Below are 19,535 nucleotides of genomic sequence, written 5' to 3'. Positions count from 1 at the left end.
CAGGTCGCATCTGACTGCAGGCTGCAGAAACCTCCGCTACTGCCTGAACTCAAACTGCAACTGTGCGCCCTCGACCGATTGCCAGTAGTCATCACCATGCTCGTTGGTAATCAGCTTGCCATTGAGTTGGAAAGGGCTTTCAGCTGCGACCTTCTCGCCGAACAGAGGTGGCAACAGGGTGGCAGGTAGATCATTAAGCGGCTCCAGCGACTGGAGCGGATCAAACACATTGGGGTGCAGGCTCAGATCCAGCGGTGCCTTCGGCTTAGTGGGTTCAGGCGTGCGTGCAACAGCAGCAGGTTTTGACTTGGCTTGGGCCGCTGTAGCAGTTTTTGGGTCGCTAGCACCGGGCTGTGCAGGTTTATCCGCGATCAGTGCCGGCTCAGCCTTGCCCACTTTGCTATCAGCAGAGTGTTGAGCCGGTTGCACCTTGGCGGTTTCAGCCTTGGGCTTTTCGGAAGGGTTGGGGCTTTGCTCGCAGGCCACCAGTGACAGCAGTGTAAGCAGCAGTGCGAGGCGTCGAATAGGCAACATAAATAGACATAACGGCAGTGACACAAGCCACCATGCTGCCCCTACCCCACCACCCTGGCAAGGGTGCAATCCGTACGGCAGGTAACAGCACAGCGCTAGGGCCGCGAACGAAACGTCAACAGACCCTAGAGAAAGGCTCTGTCCCAGTACCCTGTTGCACGGCGCCGATGCTTTTGTGGCCGCGCCCCGCGGCGAATGCCATGGGCAACGCCGAAGTAACTGAATGGCTGCAATCGCTTCGCCCCGAGGCGGGGCTCCTACGTGTGTACGGTCGTTCACCCTGGTGCTGCGTGATGGCTGCACGAGATGCAGCGCGATTTTGGGACATGGCCTAGAGAAAGCCTTACTCAGGTTGCTGCAGTTGCTGCAACTGCGCGTCGATATCCAGCTCGGGGTGCTCGCGCATCAGTTGCAACAGCAAGGCATCGGCTTCATCCGTCCAGCCGTTACGGCGTAGTTCAAGCAAGCGTTGCAACTCGCTACGCAACGGCTGTTCGGCCTGACTGCCTGCAACTTCTGCCGCTTTTCCGGAGGCTGATACGGCAGGCGTACGGGCTGCTTGTGGCGGTTGCTCATGCAACACATCGGCTGCCGACTCTTCACGCAACAGCTGATTAGAGGCACCGGCTGAAAGCTTCTTCTCGGCCCTGGCGGCATCGCTACTGTTGCCCTGGGCCAGCGGTGCTGGCGGCGCCGCACGCGAACGCTCCGGCTCATCGGCAAGTGCAGCAGATTCCTCCAAGGGCGCGGGCATAGGCGCAGATTGTGGTGCCATCCGCGCCGCAGCCGGTGCCATGGGGGAGCCGCTGGGCACGGCATCGAAGGCATCCGGAGCCTGCTCGAAGGTGCGCCAGGTCAGGCTCAGGCCAATCCCCAGGCAGGCGACCCCGGCCAATGCCACCGACCAGCGTTGCCGACCACCAGTGCCGAATAGCCAGCTGTGCAGGCGTGCGCTCAGGCCAGGTTTGGCTTCGGTTGTGGCCGCGCTACGCGCTGCTGCGCTGGCCGCTGCGAGAATCTGCGCATCCAGCTGTGCGCTGGGCTCGCCGCCGCTGTGCTGGCGGAAATGCTCCAGCATCTGCCGTTCCTGCTCATCGAGCCTATGTTGATCGTGGTTCATACGGACAACTCCTCGGCGGCCGGGTCAGCCAGCAGCCGACGTAACTTCTGCAGGGCATAGCGCAAACGGCTTTTCACCGTTTCTGTGGGTATCTGGGTCAGCTCGGCAATCTCGGCCAATTCCAGATCAGCGTGGGCGCGCAGCAGAAACACTTCGCGCTGCTCCGCCGGTAAATCCGCCAGGGCGGCCTCTAAACGCTGCTGATCGCGGCTCAGGCTGAGCTGTTGCTCAGGCCCCGGCTGCGGGTCGTGCGGGGCATGCTGTTGTTCATCGTACTCGGCATGCCCCGCCTGGTGCCGCCCCTGCTTGCGCCAAGTGTCGATCAACCGGTTGCGGCCGATCTGGTACAGCCAGGTCTTGAACAGCACGGCATCGCGCTGTTCGCTCTGGCTGCGGATCAGGCTCATCCAGGTGTCCTGAAACACCTCCTCGGCCAGGGCATGGTCGCCACACAGCCCGAGCAGAAAGCGAAACAGGCCAAGTCGGTGACGCTGGTACAACTCGGCGAAAGCCGCCGCATCACCGCGGCGGTAACGCCGTAACAAGGCGGCGTCGTCATCCGTGAGGGGTCGATTCACTGCTGTACTCGTGCGCTAGTTGAACGGTTCGTCGCAGTTTGCAGGCTCTGCGCCAGTTCCACCAGCTGTACAAACTCGCCGCGCAAACCGAAGCGGTCATCGCCCTTGGCGCTGCGCGCCAGCTCGGCGCTGTCGGCCAGGCTGAAGCGCCCGGTGTAGGTAGCGCCCTTGAGCTGCTGGGCGAAGGCGGCCACGGCAGCAGCAAAACGCAGGTCTTCGCTGGCCTGGCTGATAGCACGCGTATCGACGGCCTGAATCGGCTGTTCCAGCAGTTTGCTGACGTCCTGCCCTGGCGCCTTGTAGCGAATACGCAGCCAGGCCAGCTCGCCTGCGGGGTTGCTCGCCTTGGCCGCTTGCTGATAGCGCAGCGGCTCCAGCCAGCCCTTGCCGCCCACCGGCACCACTTCATAGAGCGCGGTCACGGTATGGCCTGCGCCGATTTCACCGGCATCGACCTTGTCGTTGCTGAAATCCTCACGTTTCAGCGCACGATTTTCATAGCCCAGCAGGCGGTACTCGCTGACCTCGGCCGGGTTGAACTCGACCTGGATCTTCACATCGCTGGCGACAGTCGCCAGGGTTGAGCTGAGCTGATCGACCAGCACCTTGCGCGCCTCGCGCAGGTTATCGATATAGGCGTAGTTGCCGTCGCCGGCATCGGCCAGCTGCTCCATCAACTGCTCGTTGTAGTTGTCGGTGCCAAAGCCCAGAGTGGTCAGGGAGACGCCGGTCTTGCGCTTGTCGGCGGCCAGCTGCTTGAGGGTTTCAAAATCGCTGATGCCGACGTTGAAGTCGCCATCCGTGGCCAGCAGGATGCGATTGATGCCGCCGTCGATAAAGCCCTGCTGCGCCTGCTGATAGGCCAGTTGAATGCCCGACTCGCCCGCTGTTGATCCGCCCGCTGTAAGCTGGTCGATAGCCGTGCGGAGCTTGGCTTTCTCGCTGCCGGAGGTCGGCTGCAGCACCACGCTGGATGAGCCGGCATACACCACCAGCGACACCTTGTCCTGAACGCGCAACTGCTCGACCAACAGCTTCAAGGTGCTTTGCACCATGGGCAGGCCATCACGACGCTCCATCGAGCCGGAGACATCCACCAGAAACACCAGATTGGCCGGCGGCAGCTCGTCTACGCGCAGATCCGAAGCCTTAATGGCGATACGCAGCAGGCGGCTTTCGGGGTTCCACGGCGTGGCGGCCAGCTCGGTGTGCACGCCAAACGGCACATCACCCTTGGGCAGCGGATAGGCATAGGGGAAGTAGTTGACCAGCTCCTCCAGGCGCACCGCATCCTGCGGCGGCAGTTGTCCGCCATTGAGAAAACGCCGCACATTGGCGTAGCTGCCGGTGTCCACATCGATGCTAAAGGTCGACAACGGCGTCTCGGCCACGGCATGCACCGGGTTGCCGGCCAGCTTCTGATACTGCTCGCGATTCTCGTCGCGGCTCTTCCCCAAGTAAGCAGGCGGCAAGGCATCGGCCTGCACAGACATCGGCATCGGCGCATAGACCAGGCTGGGCATCACGGCCCTGCCCGCCACCTGGGTTTTGCGCTGCAGTTGCGCAGGGGCAGCGGCCAGTTGTTCATGCAACTCGGCGCGTTCACGGCCGTGGGCCTGATCGCTCAGTTGCGGGCTACCAGCTTCTGTGGTCGGTGCTTCTGGGTTGGCGGCGCTACACGCACCAAGGCTGATCAATACGCCTGCGGCAAAACCGGACAGCAGAGGACGGGTAAGCAATACGGGGGAAGCAGACATGGGCGCATCTCCTGGGCGATAGAACAAACCATTCGCTCAGGTAGACGCAACCCTTGGCTAAATCGGGTTAGGGTCTGTTCCCGTTTCGTTCGCGGCCGCGCCGGAGCCAGTTTTAGCGCGAGGCAAGGCACGAGATGCGAAGTTTAGCCGGCTAAATGAGCCATCGAGAAACGCAGCATCGCGCTAAAACTGGCCCGGCCCTTCGGGTGGGGCCGCCTAGGTTGTGCGCAAAATCTCGCCATGCGGTGTTGGAGGACTTGGCAAGGGAACAACCATTACCGGCGTCCTCCGCCTAGCCTGGCGAGATTTTTCGCGGCAACGCGGCTCGCGACGAAACGTCAACAGACCCTAGGCCACTGTTAAAAATTCGCCGTGCTCTCCTGACACAGCTGTCCGGCCAGCATGCCCAGCGTCATCAAGGCGCGCTCGGCCTCACGGGTCCAAGGGATACCGCAGTTCAAACGCACACAGTGGTTGAACTGCTCGGTATTACTGAAGATCAACCCAGGTGCGATGCTGATGCCCTGCTGCAGCGCGCGAACATGCAGGTCTTTGGTGTTGACCCGAGCCGGCAAGCTGACCCACAAAATGAAACCGCCCGTGGGTCGAGTCATCTGCGTCCCTTCCGGGAAATACTGCTGCACCGCCAATTGGAAGGCGCTGAGATTCTTGCGGTACTCCTGACGAATGTAGCGCAGGTGCCGGTCGTAGCCGCCGTTCTCCAGGTAAGCCGCGACCGCCATCTGGGTGACGCTGCATGCCGAGTGGGTACTGAACGTCTGCAACCGTTCGACCTCCTGCTGATACTTGCCCGCCAGAATCCAGCCAATACGTACGCCTGGCGACAATGTCTTGGAGAAGCTCGAGCAATATAGCACCCGTCCCTGGCGATCATGGGCCTTGAGCGCTTTGGTGCGGCCCTGCTCGAACATCAACTCGCCGTAGATATCATCTTCGATGATCTGGATATCGAAGTTCTCCGCCAGGCGCAGCAATTGCTTTTGCCGCTCCTCGGGAATGGTACCGCCCAGAGGATTGCTCAGGCGCGCGGTCAGTACCAGCGTCTTGATCGGCCACTGGCTGGCCGCCAGTTGCAAGGCTTCGAGGCTGATACCGGTGCTCGGATCGCTGGGGATCTCGATGACTTTCAGCCCCAGCAGATCAGCGAGCTGCAACAGGCCGTAGTAGGTCGGCGACTCGGCGGCGATCAGGTCCCCAGGGCGCGTCAGCACACGCAACGACATCTGCAGCGCGTCCACACAACCATGGGTGATCACCACCTCGGAGGGGTCCACCACCACCCCGGCATCCCGCATGCGGATCGCCACCTGACGCCTGAGCGGCTCAAAACCGGGGCTGAACATATAGCTGAACGCGCGAGCACTGTGGAAGCGCGTGACCTTGGCCAATTGCTGATGCAAGGCACGCACCGGCAAGTACTCGACATGGGGCACGGCAGCCCCAAGTGGAAACACGCCTTCGCGCCGAGACTCAGTCAGAATCTGGGCAATGATGCTACTGCGGGTGACCAGGCTGGGCCGTTCGACTCGGGCGATATCCGGGGTGGGCGCAGTCAGGGCCGGCGTCTGGTGCACATAGAAGCCGGACTGAGGGCGTGCGCGAATCAGCCCAAGATCCTCAAGGTTGGCATAGGCCTGCAGCACAGTCGCATGGCTGACATTGAGCTGCGAACTCATTTTGCGCACTGACGGCACCCGCTCACCCGGCTGGTAGACGCCGCGCCGAATGTCCTCGGCCAATTGCTGCGCGATGCGCTGATAAAGCAACAGATTGGTCATAACGGCCTCCCCTGGCGACTGAACCATAACAGTAGCCAATACACCCGCCGCTGTACCGGCACAGTTCATCTGATTGTGGACGATACAGCCGACCTCTGCCAGCCACTGTGCCGGTACGCAACGCAAAATGAGCAACTGTATTAGGGTCTGTTGACGTTTCGTTCGCGGCCGCGCCGGAGCCAGTTTTAGCGCGAGGCAAGGCACGAGATGCGAAGTTTAGCCGGCTAAATGAGCCATCGAGAAACGCAGCATCGCGCTAAAACTGGCCCGGCCCTTCGGGTTGCGCGCAAAATCTCGCCATGCGGTGTTGGAGGACTTGGCAAGGGAACAACCATTACCTGCGTCCTCCGCCTAGCCTGGCGAGATTTTTCGCAGCAACGCGGCTCGCGACGAAACGTCAACAGACCCTAGCTACAGGCAGAAAAAACCCCGGTACAAAGACCGGGGTTCGTATCCACCAATAAAGCCTCAACGGGTCGAACCTAACCGCCCCTGCTCATCGGAAAAAACTACTTCAACCCGACGATTCTGTGCTCGCCCTTGGGAGGACGCATTTTCAGCGACGGGGAAATCCTCGCCATGGCCCTGAACTTCGATTCGTCCAGCGTCGATACCCAGGTCGATCAGCACATCGGCAACCGCCTGAGCCCGCTCACGCGATAGTTTGAGGTTCTCGGCAGCGTCTCCGCGGTTGTCGGTATAGCCCTCGATGCGTATCACCCGACGCGGATTGAGCTGGAGAAACTGCACCAGTTTCAATGCCGTGCGGTTGGCGGAGGTTTTGAGCTCAGCACGCCCCGCATCAAACAGCATGTCACCCAGAGTAATCACCAAACCCCGGCCGCCCTCGTTACGGGTCAGGCTGACCAGTTGTTCTTCGAGCCAGGCACTCTGCTCTTGCACACCCAGCAGTTTCGCCTCGCGCAGGGCAAGCTGGAGACGCTGACGTTCCAACTCGAGTTTGGCGATGCGCTCTTCGTTGAGCATGAGCGCACTGTGCTCTTCGGCAATGTCACTGTAGCGCTGGCTAAGGTAGGCGTAATGCACCACGTCATCTTCACTGCCCCAATAGCTCGAGAGGCGGTCGGCCCGAGCCAGCGACTCCCCGGCACGGATCACATCCTTGGGCGCACTGCGCAGCACATCAGGGTTCTCTTTGACGCTCTGAAAACGCTGGTTCGCTGCATTCAGGGCTTCAGCACTTTGCCCTGAACTACCTGCACAGCCAGCCAGGAACAGCAGCGCAGCACTCACAACAACAAGACGGCTCATGGCAGCTCCCCCAGTTGCTGACGCAGGCGATTGATACGGTTATTCAGCTCCAGCAATTGCTCCTGGCTTTTCTCCGTCAATACGCGGGCCTCGGCCAGACGGGCGTCCAGCTCGGCTTGCTCGGCAAGCACGCGGGCATCCTTGTGAGCCTCATCCAACATCGCCGCCTGAGCCTGGGCCAACTTGTCATCAGCCAGATTCAACTCGGTACTCTGTTCATCTGCTCCCACCGCCCGGGCCTGGCTAATAGCCTGTTCCGTAAGACGCAATTGCTCACTGGGCGCAGGATCGCTGGCACATCCGCTGAGCACCACAAGCGCCACTACAACGCAAAATGAAAACCTGATCACGTAACACTTCCTACTCGGTTGGTGTGCTGGCCGCGGCAGGCGGCTGCTGCTCTTTCCAGCGCAGCAGATTCTGCTGGAGCAGTTGCTCCGGCAAACCAGCAGCCGACAATTCTGTCATTTTTTTCGCCAGCTGTCCGCGCAGCCAGGCATCGTTACAAGCCGAGTTGTGCGACAAGGTCAGGTAAAGTCCCTCGCTGGAGACGGGCGGCTGAAGAATCTGCAGCTCATTCTCGATACCTAGCCCCTCGGCCAACGCCAGGCCCGGGTACTGCTCGTAGAGTACATAGTCGGTTCGTTCGAGCAGAAGTTTCTGGAATGCCTGCGTGACGCTGGAGACGCCTTCAAGGGTGAGGTTGGCCTTGGCGTAGGTATCAAACTGCTGACCAAAGCTATTACCAACCAGGGTATCGCCGGTACGTCCATGCAGGTCGCTCCAGCCGAAATAGGGAAATTCGCGTCCCTTGTGCACCCAGACAACGCTGGGCGTGACATAGAACGCTGGGTGCACATAATCCATGGTGCCCAAGCGCGGCAGGGTCAGAAAGGCACCGGCGAGCAGATCGACACGCCCTGTGCGCACCTCGTCCTGCGCTCTCGACCAGGGCCCGCTGTAAATCACGTCAATGGCGACGCCCAGTTCCTTGGCGATATGCTTGAGCAAATCAGCATTGGCGCCGATCAAATGCTGCGGATTCTGCGGGTCACGCCAAAGATAGGGCGGGTATTCCGGGTTACCGGTCGCCACCAGACGCTCGCACTTGCCGGCAGCCACACTGACTCCGGACAGGCTAAACAGTCCAAGCAGTACCAGACCTTTCAGCAGACGACATTCATGCATTAACGGCTCTCGCTCGACGTTGAATAGACACCTCATGACCTCAGCGTTAGATCACCACAACTCATCGTAGCGCATCCGCCGGTAAAGAATAATTAGCGATAAGAAAAAGCACCGGTAAAACCGTCATAATCACTTAAGGCACTCAGCGGCTTGAAGTTCAACACAAAGGGCTAGGCAAAAAAAACCCACTCCTAAAGAGTGGGTTTTTTCAACGCGCGATAGCGTCCGTCAGATGGCCTTTTCCAGTTCAGGAATGGCCTCAAACAGGTCTGCCACCAGGCCGTAGTCAGCCACCTGGAAGATCGGCGCTTCTTCATCCTTGTTGATCGCGACGATCACCTTGGAGTCTTTCATGCCGGCCAAGTGCTGAATCGCGCCGGAGATGCCGACCGCGATATACAGTTGCGGCGCAACGATCTTGCCGGTCTGGCCGACCTGCATGTCGTTCGGTACAAAGCCGGCATCGACTGCGGCGCGCGATGCACCTACAGCGGCGCCCAGCTTGTCGGCCAGGGCGTACAGATGTTTGAAGTTGTCGCCGTTCTGCATACCGCGACCGCCAGAAACGACGATCTTCGCAGCGGTCAGTTCCGGTCGATCAGACTTGGCCAGTTCTTCACCAACGAAAGCCGATTTGCCAGCGTCAGCTGCACCGCCAACGGCCTCAACGGCAGCACTGCCGCCTTCGGCAGCAACCGGATCGAAACCGGTGGCACGCACGGTGATCACTTTTATCGCAGCAGAAGACTGCACGGTGGCAATTGCATTACCGGCATAGATCGGGCGCTTGAAGGTATCGGCGCTTTCGACCGCGATGATTTCCGAAATCTGATCGACATCCAGATGTGCGGCAACGCGCGGCAGGATGTTTTTACCGTTACTGGTAGCTGCAGCCAGGATGTGGCTGTAGCCCTTGCCCAGCTCAGCGACCAGCGGTGCAACGTTTTCCGGCAGTTGGTATGCGAAGGCAGCGTTGTCAGCAACCAGTACTTTGGCCACGCCAGCAATTTTGCCAGCGGCTTCGGCAGCTGCGCCACACGCGCTACCAGCAACCAGAACGTGAATGTCGCCGCCGATTTTCGCGGCAGCTGCGACGGTGTTCAGCGTTGCAGGCGCCAGGGCGGTATTGGTGTGTTCAGCGATAACCAGGATAGTCATTTAGATTACCTTCGCCTCGTTCTTCAGTTTCTCGACCAGTTCAGCCACGGACTTGACCTTGATGCCGGCGCTGCGGGTAGCAGGCGCTTCAACTTTCAGGGTCTTCACGGTAGAGCCAGTGGACACGCCCAGATCAGCGGGTGACAGAGTCTCCAGCGGCTTTTTCTTGGCTTTCATGATGTTCGGCAACGACGCATAACGCGGCTCGTTGAGACGCAGGTCGGTGGTCACGATCGCCGGCAGATTCAGTGCAACCGTCTGCAGGCCGCCATCGATTTCACGGGTCACATTGACCTTGTCACCAGCGACTTCGACCTTGGACGCAAAGGTGCCCTGGGCGTAGCCGCTCAGCGCCGCGAGCATCTGCCCGGTCTGGTTGTTGTCGCTGTCGATCGCCTGTTTACCGAGGATCACCAACTGCGGCTGCTCCTTGTCGACCACAGCCTTGAGCAGTTTGGCCACAGCCAGCGAATTCAATTCGTCGGCAGACTCAACCAGGATGGCGCGGTCAGCACCGAGTGCGAGCGCGGTACGCAGCTGCTCCTGAGCGGTTGTTGGGCCGATCGATACCACGACGATCTCGGATGCCACGCCCTTCTCTTTCAGGCGTACGGCTTCTTCCACGGCGATTTCGCAGAAGGGGTTCATCGACATCTTGACGTTGGCAAGATCAACGCCGCTGTTGTCCGCTTTGACACGCACTTTGACGTTGTAGTCGACCACTCGTTTGACAGCTACAAGAACCTTCATGGATTCCTCGTTACTCTCCGGTGAATAGGAATGTCGCCAGGGGCGGGCGATGCAGACTGGCCAAGCCAGTCCACTCAGCCCAGACGGCGAGCGCGAAACCGCCCGTATCTTGACCGCACGACCTAGCCCGGTCAATACAGCGAACCGGCCGGTCATCTGCGATGTAGTAAGATTCTAGCAGGCCTACAGGAAATTCAAACAAACGTTTGTATTGGCCCATTCCGAGGCGCTCGATATAATGCGCCCGCAGCGCCGAGCGAACATGCCTGATCGCCCAATAAAATTAGAAAGCCTTGAGTAGGAGATAGCCTGTGGAACGCGAATTTATGGAGTTCGACGTCGTCATCGTCGGTGCCGGCCCCGCCGGGTTGTCCGCCGCATGCCGTCTGAAACAGAAAGCCGCCGAAGCGGGCCAGGAAATCAGCGTCTGCGTCGTCGAAAAAGGCTCGGAAGTTGGCGCCCACATTCTCTCCGGCGCCGTGTTCGAACCGCGTGCGCTCAACGAGCTGTTCCCGGACTGGAAAGAACTCGGCGCACCGCTGAATACGCCGGTCAAGCGCGATGACATCTACCTGCTCAAGGATGCCGAAAAGGCCAGCCGCATCCCCGACCTGTTCGTGCCCAAGACCATGCACAACCAGGGCAACTACATCATTTCCCTGGGCAACCTGTGCCGTTGGCTGGCCCAGCAGGCAGAAAACCTGGGCGTAGAAATCTACCCAGGTTTCGCTGCCCAGGAAGCGCTGATCAACGAAGAAGGCGTGGTCTACGGCATTCTCACCGGCGACCTGGGCGTCGACCGTGAAGGCAACCCGAAAGAGGGTTATTACACCCCAGGCATGGAGTTGCGCGCCAAGTACACGCTGTTCGCCGAAGGCTGCCGTGGCCATATCGGCAAACAGTTGATCAAGACATTCAACCTCGACTCCGAAGCCGACGCCCAGCATTACGGCATCGGCATCAAGGAAATCTGGGACATCGACCCGGCCAAGCACGAGCAAGGTCTGGTTGTGCATACCGCCGGCTGGCCGCTGTCGCTGTCGGATAGTGAAAACACTGGCGGCTCGTTCCTTTATCACCTGGAAAATAACCAGGTGGTGGTCGGCCTGATCGTCGATCTGTCGTACAGCAATCCGCACCTGTCGCCGTTCGACGAGTTCCAGCGCTACAAGCATCACCCGGTGATCGCTCAGTACCTCGAAGGCGGCAAACGCGTGGCCTACGGTGCTCGTGCCATTGCCAAGGGTGGCCTGAATTCGCTGCCGAAAATGATCTTTAATGGCGGCGCACTGATCGGTTGCGACCTGGGCACCCTGAACTTCGCCAAAATCAAAGGCAGCCACACTGCCATGAAGTCCGGCATGCTGGCCGCCGACGCCGTGGCTGATGCGCTGTTCGCCGGACGCCAAGGTGGCGACCTGCTGACCGGTTATGTTGACGGTTTCAAGGCCAGCTGGCTGCATGACGAACTGCTGCGCAGCCGCAACTTTGGCGCCGCGATCCACAAGTTCGGTACCCTGCTGGGCGGCGCATTCAACTACGTCGACCAGAACCTGTTCGGCGGCAAGATTCCCTTCACCCTGCATGACACCAAGCCGGACTATGCCTGCCTTAAGCCGGCCGCCGAGGCGAAAAAGATCGTTTACCCGAAACCCGACGGCAAACTCAGCTTCGACAAGCTCAGCTCAGTCTTCCTCTCCAACACCAACCACGAGGAAGAACAGCCCTGCCACCTGAAGCTCACCGACCCGAGCATTCCGCTGGAGCAGAACCTGCCGATGTACGACGAACCGGCCCAGCGCTACTGCCCTGCCGGCGTTTACGAAATCGTCACCAAGGAAGATGGCGAGAAGAAATTCCAGATCAACGCGCAGAACTGCGTGCACTGCAAAACCTGCGATATCAAGGACCCCGCCCAGAACATCACCTGGGTGGCACCTGAGGGCACAGGCGGCCCTAATTACCCCAACATGTAATGAAACAGAAAGGCTCCCTCGGGAGCCTTTTCGCTATTAAGGGCATGCCACCCTCACCCACTAAGCAAGCGAGCGCTCAGTCAGGCTCAGGGCCTATCGGAAAAAACTCGCCACCGCTCCACACACCCAGCCAGCGACGGCCATCTTCCAGCACCTTGGGCACGGCCAAATCCACCAGTTGATAGAACACGTTACGATGGATCAGCGCATCCAGGTTACTGCGTACACGGATGTAGGGTGCTGGCTCATCGCGATCAGGGTGCGACTCGACGCGCATAGGGTGATCAACTCCAGCGTCGAAGACTTCATCGACATTGCTGGTAAACCGCAACAGTTGTTGCTCACCGTCGCCGAGCACCTCCAGGGCAACCGCGACAAAGGGTGCATCGTCGACCTGTATCCCGACCATTTCCACCGGCGTAACCAACACGTAATTATCGCCATCGCGGCGCATGATGCTGGAGAACAGCTTGACCATCGACTTGCGCCCAATCGGCGTTCCCAGGTAATACCAGGTTCCGTCGCGAGCAATGCGCATGTCGATGTGGCCACAGAAGCGTGGATTCCACAGGTGCACAGGCGGCAAGCCCTTGCCGCTTCTGGGGATCTGCGCCAGCAAATCGCTGGCTTTACCCGTACTGCTCATGGACCCTCCTTCGGCTTATGCCCTGTCATTTTCAGCCAGTTTAACGACCAACCCCCAGCAGGCTGCGCGCATAGCTGTGCAGGGGCGGACCGATGAGATCCTCGGGCTTGGCATCGTAAAACGTCAGAAAGCCACCCCGACTACGGATGCGCGCAGTATCTACCAAAAAGCGGGTATTGGTCTCGATCAGCATCAATTGGATCACACTTCGGTCAGTTCCCAGGCGGTCCACTGCCTCCTGGTCTTCCCACTCCTCGACTGTGCCAATACGGTCATCGGCATAAGCGAAACGGCTATACAGAAGATAGTGAGCACCTGCCCCACGCGCTTCGCTCATGGCCTCTTCCAGCCCCAGAGGCACCCGCGCCCGACGCACCATGGGGAAATACTCGACAAAGCCTTTGAATGCTTCCTCGGCCACCACATTCGGTCGCGGATAGGTTGAACCAGGTGGGGCGAAATGCCCCTGGGCGATATAGATAAACGAGTCCTGCTGCAGGCGCCGCGAAGCCATGCGCTCGGTACTGCCATGGTCGAGCACACCGGCATCACGCAGGTGATACTCGGCACCATCGGCCAGATCGCTTACTTTCATGCAGCCGCTCAGGGCCAGCAGTACCAGGGAAACCAACAGGACGCGCATGAACCTCTCCCACGACCGGTGACGGAAAACCGGCGAATAGTCGTTCAATGCAGTTTTTGCGCCAGCCAGTCTGGATGAAAAGCGCTAACCGCCAATGATCTTCATCACCGTCACGCCGCCGGCAAAGGCAATCTCCTGCTTGTCAGCCAAGGCCTTGACCAACAGCCCCTGCAGGGCTGGCAAAGCCTGGTGACGCGGCTTATCCAGCAGATCACCGACATAGTGACGGTTACTCGACGACAGGCAGCCATGCAGCCAGCCAGTGGAGGACAGGCGCAGGCGCGAACAGGTTCGACAGAACGGTACGCTCTCGTTGGCAATGATGCCAAAGGTGCCTGCACCCGGAATTTCGTAGCGCAACGCCGTAGCATCCAGCGGCGCATCGGCCTGCACATAGTCGTAGTGCGCGGCGATCAGCTCAAGCAGTTCGGGCATGCCAACGAATTGCTGTGCAAAACCGGCACCCGGCTTTGATAGATGCCCCATGCGCATCAACTCGATAAAGCGCAGCTCGAACCCACGCTCCAGGCAGTACGCCAGCATCGGCAGCACCTGATCCAGGTTCTGTCCGCGCAGCGGCACCATATTGAGCTTGATGCGCATGCCCGCGTCACGGGCCGCTTCGAGCCCCTCGAGGACAGTGGCCAGATCGCCTCCCCGGGCGATACGCCGAAAGGCTTCGGCATCCAGAGTATCGAGGGAAACGTTCAGCCGCTTGATGCCGGCATCCAGCAGCAGCGGCAGTTTGCGGGCCAGCAATTGACCATTGGTGGTCAGGCCTATGTCCTTCAAGCCCAGCGACCCAATCCCGCGCACAAAGGCATCCAGCCTGGGGCTGACCAGAGGCTCACCGCCAGTAATGCGCAGGCGCTCGATACCAGCCGCCTCGATCAGATAGGCCACCCCACGCACCAAGGCGTCCGCCGACAACTCATCCTGCGCCGCAACCAGGCGCTTGCCATCCGGCACGCAGTAGGTGCAGGCGTAGTTACAGGCAGCGGTCAGGCTGACGCGAAGATTGCGAAAGCGTCGGCCCTGGCGGTCAACGATCATGGGGAAGACTCCGGTATGCGAACGGGCCGGAGTATATCGTTGCGCCCGGCCTTGGCACATCGACTATGCAGCCGATGAATAGGTTTAGCTCGGCGGTACGTCGCCTTCGCGCTTGCGCTTGTTGCCCATGCGCACGCCAATATCCATGAGGAACTGAAAGAAACCTTCCTGATCCTCCAGTACGTTGCTCCAGAACGGCGAGTGGTAAAGCGCTACCGCGCCGTGCACCAGCGCCCAGGCTGCACAGTAATGAAAGTACGGCGGTACATCTTCCAGCTTGCCTTCGGCAATGCGGCCTTTGATCAGTTGAGTCAGGCGCTCAAAGTTGGAAGCGCGAATCTTGTGCAACTGCTCGACCATCTCCGGCACTTGATGACCCTTGACCACCTTCTCTTCCAGGCGATCGAACAGGCGATAGCGCTGCGGGTCACGCATGCGGAACTCGAAGTAGGCCCGCGACAAGGCTTCCTTGTCACGGTCGACATCGGCCGAATGCAGCAGGGTATTGAGGTCACGCTCATAGTCGAGCATCAGGCGCAGGTAGATCTCCGCCTTGGACTTGAAGTGCTTGTAGATGGTGCCTTTGCCGATACCCACGGCATCAGCAATCATCTCGACGGTAACGCTGTCTTCCCCCTGATCGAGGAATAGTTTCAGCGCAGTGTCGAGAATCTCCTGCTCGCGCCGGCGAAACTCACGGACCTTACGGGGTTCTTTCTGCATAAAGGGACTAAACGGTCAAAAATCGAAGGGCCATATTATGCCTAAAAAACGCAAAATTGCACGGATCATCGACTATGTGTGCATTTTCAGTCACTTTTGCGTACTTAACGTGCATTCCGGCATCGCAACCTGAATGCCCCCTCCTCCGCCAAACCCAAGCTCGCACCTGATCGCGACTGCACCCGGCCTCAGCAGCGGGTCAGGTATTCCAAATACGTTTAAAAACACCAAGGCGATGACTGGACGATCGGCCAAGTTGACCAATACTCAAAACCACTGGTGTGAACATCTCCCCCAAGTGCTCCACCAGGCAAGGTACCGTGGACCGCGTACCTTGATTTACTCCTAATGGTCTTAACCCGGATTCATCCCCCAGAATCCGGGTTTTTTTTGCCTGCTAACCGGCTACGCGGGCAAGCGGAAATAGCCGCTTGAAATTGGCTGTGGTCTGCTCGGCCAGACACTCAGGGCTGACGCCACGCAGCGTTGCCAGGTAATCGGCAACTTCGCGAACATACTGCGGCAGGTTTGGCTTGCCCCGATGGGGCACGGGCGCCAGATAAGGTGAGTCGGTCTCGACCAGCAGCCGATCGGTCGGGACCTGGCGAGCGACATCACGCAGAGCCTCGGCATTGCGAAAGGTGACGATGCCGGAAAGCGAAATATAGAAACCGAGATCCAGGGCAGCCTTGGCCATCTCCCAATCTTCGGTAAAACAGTGCAACACGCCCGCTTGCGGCAAGTCGGCCTCACGCAGCAGCGTCAGTGTGTCGGCGCGCGCCTCGCGCGTATGCACGATCACCGGCTTGCCGGTAATGCGGGCCGCCTCAAGGTGCAGACGGAACGACGCCTGCTGCAGCTCAGCGGACTCCGGCTCGTAGTGATAATCCAAGCCAGTTTCACCAATGGCAACCGCATGCGGATGTGCCAGCTCGCTTAGCAGCCAGTCCAGCGCAGGTTCTGCGCCCGGCTGCAGATCCAGCGGGTGAATCCCGACCGAGCAATCGACATCCGCATAACGCTCGCTCAACTGTTTGACGGTCGCCGCGTTGTCGGCGCTTACCCCAATGCACAGAAAGTGACCCACTCCACAACCGCGGGCAGCAGCCAGCGCCGCGTCGAGGGAGCCGCCGTGGGCAGCCAGATCGAGACGATCCAGATGGCAATGGGAGTCGATAAGCATCAGAAAACCTCAAGCGACAGGCTTCAAGCGGCAACAAGGCGCTGCGTTCGCGCCTTTAGTTGCCGCTTGTGGCGTGCCGCTGCTACATAGTGTGAGTGGGCCGATCGGACTTCAGCGCACCGGCCAGGTAGGTCTCGATCTTGTTACGCGCGGTGTTGTCACCATCGTTGAACTGCACGCCAACCCCGGCAGCACGGTTGCCCTGGGCACCCTTGGGGGTGATCCAGACTACCTTGCCGGCGACCGGGATTTTTTCCGGCTCGTCCATCAGGTTGAGCAGCATGAAGACTTCGTCACCCAGCTTGTAGCTCTTGTTGGTCGGGATGAACAACCCGCCGTTCTTGATGAAGGGCATATAGGCGGCATAGAGCACGGACTTGTCCTTGATGGTCAAAGACAAGATACCGTTACGCGGACCCAGATTAGGTGGCAAGCTCATGCGGCATTCCTGGTCAGTGTTACATGTCGCCCGATTCTAGCCCGGTCCGGGCAGGCTTGCCCACTGCACCAGCAAGGCTTCGAGAAGCAAGACACGGTTAAGGTTGGCCTTGCCCATGACCTTTTGCCGCTGGGCGAGCAACCAGTCCTGAATCTGCAGCACTTTGCGCTGAGGCGTTTTCTCGGCGAGATACTGCACGACCTTGCGCATATCGTCCGCACCAAGCCCCTGCTCATCAGTCGTCAACTGGTAACGCAGCATGAGCTGAGCCCAGTCGCAGAACCAATCGAACAACAGCTGCAGAGAAATGGCGTTCCAGCTTTCGGCGAGCTGGCTGGGGCCAATCTGCTGTTTGAGCAGCTTCTTCACCCCCTCGATTACCTGCGCACGCTGCGCAGGCACACCCTGCTCATGCATTTTCACCGCGGCCAGCGGTGAACCCGCAGCCAAGCGCAACAGTTCGGCACGCGCCGCTTCGCTGCTTTCAGGCAGCGCCTGAGTCAGCCAGGCCAGGCTCTGCTCGGTACTGGGCAGCGGACAGGCCTGTTGCACACAGCGGCTGCGCACCGTGGGCAGCAGGCGGCTGGACTGATGGCTGATCAACAACAACACGGTATCGCCAGCGGGCTCCTCCAGGCTTTTAAGCAACGCATTGGAGGCATTGATATTCATCGCTTCGGTGGGTTCGACCAGCACCACCTTGCGCCCGCCGAGCTGCGCGGTCTGCACCACGAAGTTGACCAGCTCACGCACCTGATCGACCTTGATCGGCTTGTCGGCCTCTTCCGGCTCCAACACGAAGTTATCCGGATGCGTCCCCGCGGCGAGCAGGTGACAGGCCTTGCAGGTGCCACAGGCTTCAAGACCATTCGGCTTGAGACACAGCAGGCTGGCCATGAAGCGCTCAGCGAGCGCCCGTTTGCCAATCCCGACCGGCCCGTGCAGCAGGTAGGCATGGGCATGCTGACGGCGACCCGCCAGCTGCTGCCAGAGCGTGACCTGCCAGGGGTAGACCTCACCCACGGCACAGCTCCACTATCTGGGGCACCAGGGTATCAATATCCATCTGGACCTGAGCCAGTGCCTGCGCCGCATTCAGGATGCGATAGCGCCCAGGCGCTGCCGCCGCGCGCTGCAGGTAGGTTTGGCGGACAGCCTCGAAGAAGGCCCGGCCTTCCTGCTCAAAGCGGTCCAGCCGGCCACGGGCAGCGGCCCTGGCCAGGCCAATTTCAATCGGCAGATCAAACACCAGCGTCAGGTCGGGGCGCAGATCGCACTGCACGAACTGCTCCAGGGCCTCGATTCGCGCCAGCGACAGCCCGCGCCCGCCACCCTGATAGGCGTATGTGGCATCGGTAAAACGGTCACAAAGGACCACACAACCACGCGCCAGAGCGGGGCGAATGACGCCGGCCAAATGCTGTGCCCGCGCCGCGAATACCAACAGCAGCTCGGTATCGGCGGCCATGGCCTCATCGCTCGGGGTCAGCAGCAATTCGCGGATGCGTTCGGCCAAGGGGGTACCGCCCGGCTCACGGGTGAGCAACACCTCAATGCCCTGCTCGCGCAGACGCGCGGCGAGGTAGTCTCGGTTGGTGCTCTTGCCAGCGCCCTCAGGGCCTTCCAGCGTGATAAACAAACCGCTCACGGGTCGTCCTTATTCGGTTACAGGCTGCGGCGCAGGGGCTGGGCTGGATCGGTAATCGGCCCGGCGATTGAGCTGATACTCGCGTACCGCCCGGTTGTGCGCCTCAAGGGTTGCGGAGAATACATGGCTGCCATCGCCCCGGGCGACAAAGTACAGACTCTTGCCGTCCACCGGATGCAGCGCCGCATGAATCGCCTCACGCCCGACCAGGGCTATCGGCGTCGGCGGCATGCCGTCGATCACGTAGGTGTTGTAAGGCGTTGGCTCACGCAGGTGAGCGCGGGTCAGGCGGCCGTTGTAGCGCTCGCCCAAGCCATAGATAACGGTGGGGTCGGTCTGCAGGCGCATACCAATACGCAAACGACGCACGAAGACCCCGGCGATCTCGCCGCGTTCCTGGGGCACGCCGGTCTCTTTCTCGATCATCGACGCCATGATCAGCGCCTCGTAGGGGTCACGGTAGGGTAACCCCTCGGCACGCTTGGCCCACTCTTCGGCCAGCACACTCTCTAACCGGGTATGCGCCTGCTTGAGCAAATCGAAATCGCTCATGCCGCGAACGAAGCGGTAGGTATCGGGGAAAAAGCGCCCTTCGGGATTCATCCCTGGTGCACCCAAACGCGTCATCAACTCAGCATCACTGACCCCGTTTAGGGTCTGCTGCAGCTTCTCCTGGCGTGCCAGCGCTGTGCGCACCTGGCGGATGCTCCAGCCCTCAACCAACGTCAGGCTGTATTGCACGACCTCACCCTGGCGCCACATGGCCAACAGGTCACGCGCGTTCTGGCCGGCGGTCAGACGATACTCACCGCTGTGCAGTGGCTGATCCTTGAGATTGAAACGCCAGTACAAGCGCAACCAGAAGGCGTCATCCAGCACGCCGTCGGCCTCCAGGCGATTGAGTACGCCACCCGGCGTGGCACCTGCTGGCACATCGATCAGCCGCTCTTCACTGACATTAAGGGGCTGCTCCAGCGCTACCTGCTGGCGCCAGGCACCTAAACCCAGGGCCAGGCCAGCGAGCAGCAGCGCACCTTCGAGCAATAACAAAAATAGACGTATCACGAA

General features: G+C 60.1%; 20 protein-coding genes. 1 reads left to right on the top strand and 19 read right to left on the bottom strand.

Features of this window, described 5'->3' with window-relative positions; genetic code table 11:
• Window positions 1-36 precede the first annotated feature (36 nt).
• The 10 genes from BMW49_RS01110 to BMW49_RS01065 form a co-directional block, all read right to left on the bottom strand.
• Window positions 37-558, bottom strand: coding sequence for a hypothetical protein (locus BMW49_RS01110; protein WP_139133795.1), 522 nt, complete (start codon window positions 556-558; stop codon window positions 37-39).
• A 319-nt stretch (window positions 559-877) separates the two neighbouring features.
• Complete coding sequence (locus BMW49_RS01105) at window positions 878-1,654, bottom strand: hypothetical protein (protein ID WP_069516939.1); 777 nt, start codon at window positions 1,652-1,654, stop codon at window positions 878-880.
• Window positions 1,651-2,232: an RNA polymerase sigma factor gene (locus BMW49_RS01100; protein ID WP_069516940.1), complete on the bottom strand. Its 582-nt coding sequence runs from the start codon at window positions 2,230-2,232 to the stop codon at window positions 1,651-1,653. The genes BMW49_RS01105 and BMW49_RS01100 overlap by 4 nt, the downstream gene beginning before the upstream one ends.
• Window positions 2,229-3,989, bottom strand: coding sequence for a vWA domain-containing protein (locus BMW49_RS01095; protein ID WP_069516941.1), 1,761 nt, complete (start codon window positions 3,987-3,989; stop codon window positions 2,229-2,231). The genes BMW49_RS01100 and BMW49_RS01095 overlap by 4 nt, the downstream gene beginning before the upstream one ends.
• Before the next feature lie 359 nt (window positions 3,990-4,348).
• Window positions 4,349-5,788, bottom strand: coding sequence for an aminotransferase-like domain-containing protein (locus BMW49_RS01090; RefSeq protein WP_069516942.1), 1,440 nt, complete (start codon window positions 5,786-5,788; stop codon window positions 4,349-4,351).
• 468 nt (window positions 5,789-6,256) lie between these two features.
• Window positions 6,257-7,060 (bottom strand): OmpA family protein, encoded by an 804-nt coding sequence (locus BMW49_RS01085; protein WP_069516958.1) that lies wholly within the window; start codon window positions 7,058-7,060, stop codon window positions 6,257-6,259.
• Window positions 7,057-7,410, bottom strand: a complete 354-nt coding sequence (locus BMW49_RS01080; protein ID WP_069516959.1) for a DUF4398 domain-containing protein — start codon at window positions 7,408-7,410, stop codon at window positions 7,057-7,059. The genes BMW49_RS01085 and BMW49_RS01080 overlap by 4 nt, the downstream gene beginning before the upstream one ends.
• A gap of 10 nt (window positions 7,411-7,420) precedes the next feature.
• Entirely contained in the window at window positions 7,421-8,248 is an 828-nt protein-coding gene (locus BMW49_RS01075; RefSeq protein WP_069516960.1) for a substrate-binding periplasmic protein, read from the bottom strand.
• Between the two features lie 228 nt (window positions 8,249-8,476).
• Window positions 8,477-9,406, bottom strand: a complete 930-nt coding sequence (locus BMW49_RS01070; RefSeq protein ID WP_069516961.1) for an electron transfer flavoprotein subunit alpha/FixB family protein — start codon at window positions 9,404-9,406, stop codon at window positions 8,477-8,479.
• Entirely contained in the window at window positions 9,407-10,156 is a 750-nt protein-coding gene (locus tag BMW49_RS01065; protein ID WP_069516962.1) for an electron transfer flavoprotein subunit beta/FixA family protein, read from the bottom strand.
• A 311-nt stretch (window positions 10,157-10,467) separates the two neighbouring features.
• Here BMW49_RS01065 and BMW49_RS01060 point away from each other — a divergent pair, with 311 nt between their 5' ends.
• Complete coding sequence (locus BMW49_RS01060; protein ID WP_069516963.1) at window positions 10,468-12,132, top strand: electron transfer flavoprotein-ubiquinone oxidoreductase; 1,665 nt, start codon at window positions 10,468-10,470, stop codon at window positions 12,130-12,132.
• Between the two features lie 76 nt (window positions 12,133-12,208).
• Here the strand turns inward: BMW49_RS01060 and BMW49_RS01055 are convergent, their stop codons facing one another.
• The 9 genes from BMW49_RS01055 to mltG form a co-directional block, all read right to left on the bottom strand.
• The gene (locus BMW49_RS01055) at window positions 12,209-12,778 is read right to left on the bottom strand and encodes a DUF1285 domain-containing protein (protein WP_069516964.1); all 570 of its coding nucleotides are present in this window, start codon (window positions 12,776-12,778) and stop codon (window positions 12,209-12,211) included.
• A 40-nt stretch (window positions 12,779-12,818) separates the two neighbouring features.
• Complete coding sequence (locus BMW49_RS01050) at window positions 12,819-13,421, bottom strand: DUF4823 domain-containing protein (protein WP_069516965.1); 603 nt, start codon at window positions 13,419-13,421, stop codon at window positions 12,819-12,821.
• An 84-nt stretch (window positions 13,422-13,505) separates the two neighbouring features.
• Window positions 13,506-14,474, bottom strand: coding sequence for a GTP 3',8-cyclase MoaA (locus BMW49_RS01045; RefSeq protein WP_069516966.1), 969 nt, complete (start codon window positions 14,472-14,474; stop codon window positions 13,506-13,508).
• Window positions 14,475-14,558: 84 nt separating this feature from the next.
• On the bottom strand, window positions 14,559-15,197 hold the full coding sequence (locus BMW49_RS01040; protein WP_069516967.1) for a TetR/AcrR family transcriptional regulator: 639 nt from the start codon (window positions 15,195-15,197) through the stop codon (window positions 14,559-14,561).
• 397 nt (window positions 15,198-15,594) lie between these two features.
• Window positions 15,595-16,380 carry a TatD family hydrolase gene (locus BMW49_RS01035; RefSeq protein WP_069516968.1) on the bottom strand — a complete coding sequence of 262 codons (786 nt, stop codon included), beginning with the start codon at window positions 16,378-16,380 and terminating at the stop codon, window positions 15,595-15,597.
• Window positions 16,381-16,462: 82 nt separating this feature from the next.
• On the bottom strand, window positions 16,463-16,819 hold the full coding sequence (locus BMW49_RS01030) for a PilZ domain-containing protein (RefSeq protein WP_003245164.1): 357 nt from the start codon (window positions 16,817-16,819) through the stop codon (window positions 16,463-16,465).
• Window positions 16,820-16,855: 36 nt separating this feature from the next.
• A complete protein-coding gene (locus BMW49_RS01025) occupies window positions 16,856-17,842 on the bottom strand; it encodes a DNA polymerase III subunit delta' (RefSeq protein WP_069516969.1) in 987 nt (328 codons plus the stop codon).
• Window positions 17,835-18,467 (bottom strand): dTMP kinase, encoded by a 633-nt coding sequence (gene tmk / locus BMW49_RS01020; RefSeq protein ID WP_069516970.1) that lies wholly within the window; start codon window positions 18,465-18,467, stop codon window positions 17,835-17,837. Before tmk ends, BMW49_RS01025 begins: the two co-directional genes overlap by 8 nt.
• Before the next feature lie 9 nt (window positions 18,468-18,476).
• On the bottom strand, window positions 18,477-19,532 hold the full coding sequence (mltG, locus tag BMW49_RS01015; RefSeq protein WP_069516971.1) for an endolytic transglycosylase MltG: 1,056 nt from the start codon (window positions 19,530-19,532) through the stop codon (window positions 18,477-18,479).
• Window positions 19,533-19,535: the final 3 nt, after the last annotated feature.

Origin of the sequence: Pseudomonas cuatrocienegasensis (genome assembly GCF_900110925.1) — a bacterium.
GTDB lineage: Bacteria > Pseudomonadota > Gammaproteobacteria > Pseudomonadales > Pseudomonadaceae > Aquipseudomonas > Aquipseudomonas cuatrocienegasensis.
Note: the sequence above shows the minus strand (reverse complement) of the source record. Positions and strands in the feature narration are given on the sequence as shown.

What these genes read in the sequence shown, in the direction of transcription:
- BMW49_RS01105 (WP_069516939.1), bottom strand. Translation starts at nt 1,654, where the DNA reads ATGAACCACGATCAACATAGGCTCGATGAGCAGGAACGGCAGATGCTG.
- BMW49_RS01095 (WP_069516941.1), bottom strand. Translation starts at nt 3,989, where the DNA reads ATGTCTGCTTCCCCCGTATTGCTTACCCGTCCTCTGCTGTCCGGTTTT.
- BMW49_RS01090 (WP_069516942.1), bottom strand. Translation starts at nt 5,788, where the DNA reads ATGACCAATCTGTTGCTTTATCAGCGCATCGCGCAGCAATTGGCCGAG.
- BMW49_RS01085 (WP_069516958.1), bottom strand. Translation starts at nt 7,060, where the DNA reads ATGAGCCGTCTTGTTGTTGTGAGTGCTGCGCTGCTGTTCCTGGCTGGC.
- BMW49_RS01075 (WP_069516960.1), bottom strand. Translation starts at nt 8,248, where the DNA reads ATGCATGAATGTCGTCTGCTGAAAGGTCTGGTACTGCTTGGACTGTTT.
- BMW49_RS01070 (WP_069516961.1), bottom strand. Translation starts at nt 9,406, where the DNA reads ATGACTATCCTGGTTATCGCTGAACACACCAATACCGCCCTGGCGCCT.
- BMW49_RS01065 (WP_069516962.1), bottom strand. Translation starts at nt 10,156, where the DNA reads ATGAAGGTTCTTGTAGCTGTCAAACGAGTGGTCGACTACAACGTCAAA.
- BMW49_RS01055 (WP_069516964.1), bottom strand. Translation starts at nt 12,778, where the DNA reads ATGAGCAGTACGGGTAAAGCCAGCGATTTGCTGGCGCAGATCCCCAGA.
- BMW49_RS01050 (WP_069516965.1), bottom strand. Translation starts at nt 13,421, where the DNA reads ATGCGCGTCCTGTTGGTTTCCCTGGTACTGCTGGCCCTGAGCGGCTGC.
- BMW49_RS01045 (WP_069516966.1), bottom strand. Translation starts at nt 14,474, where the DNA reads ATGATCGTTGACCGCCAGGGCCGACGCTTTCGCAATCTTCGCGTCAGC.
- BMW49_RS01040 (WP_069516967.1), bottom strand. Translation starts at nt 15,197, where the DNA reads ATGCAGAAAGAACCCCGTAAGGTCCGTGAGTTTCGCCGGCGCGAGCAG.
- BMW49_RS01035 (WP_069516968.1), bottom strand. Translation starts at nt 16,380, where the DNA reads ATGCTTATCGACTCCCATTGCCATCTGGATCGTCTCGATCTGGCTGCC.
- BMW49_RS01030 (WP_003245164.1), bottom strand. Translation starts at nt 16,819, where the DNA reads ATGAGCTTGCCACCTAATCTGGGTCCGCGTAACGGTATCTTGTCTTTG.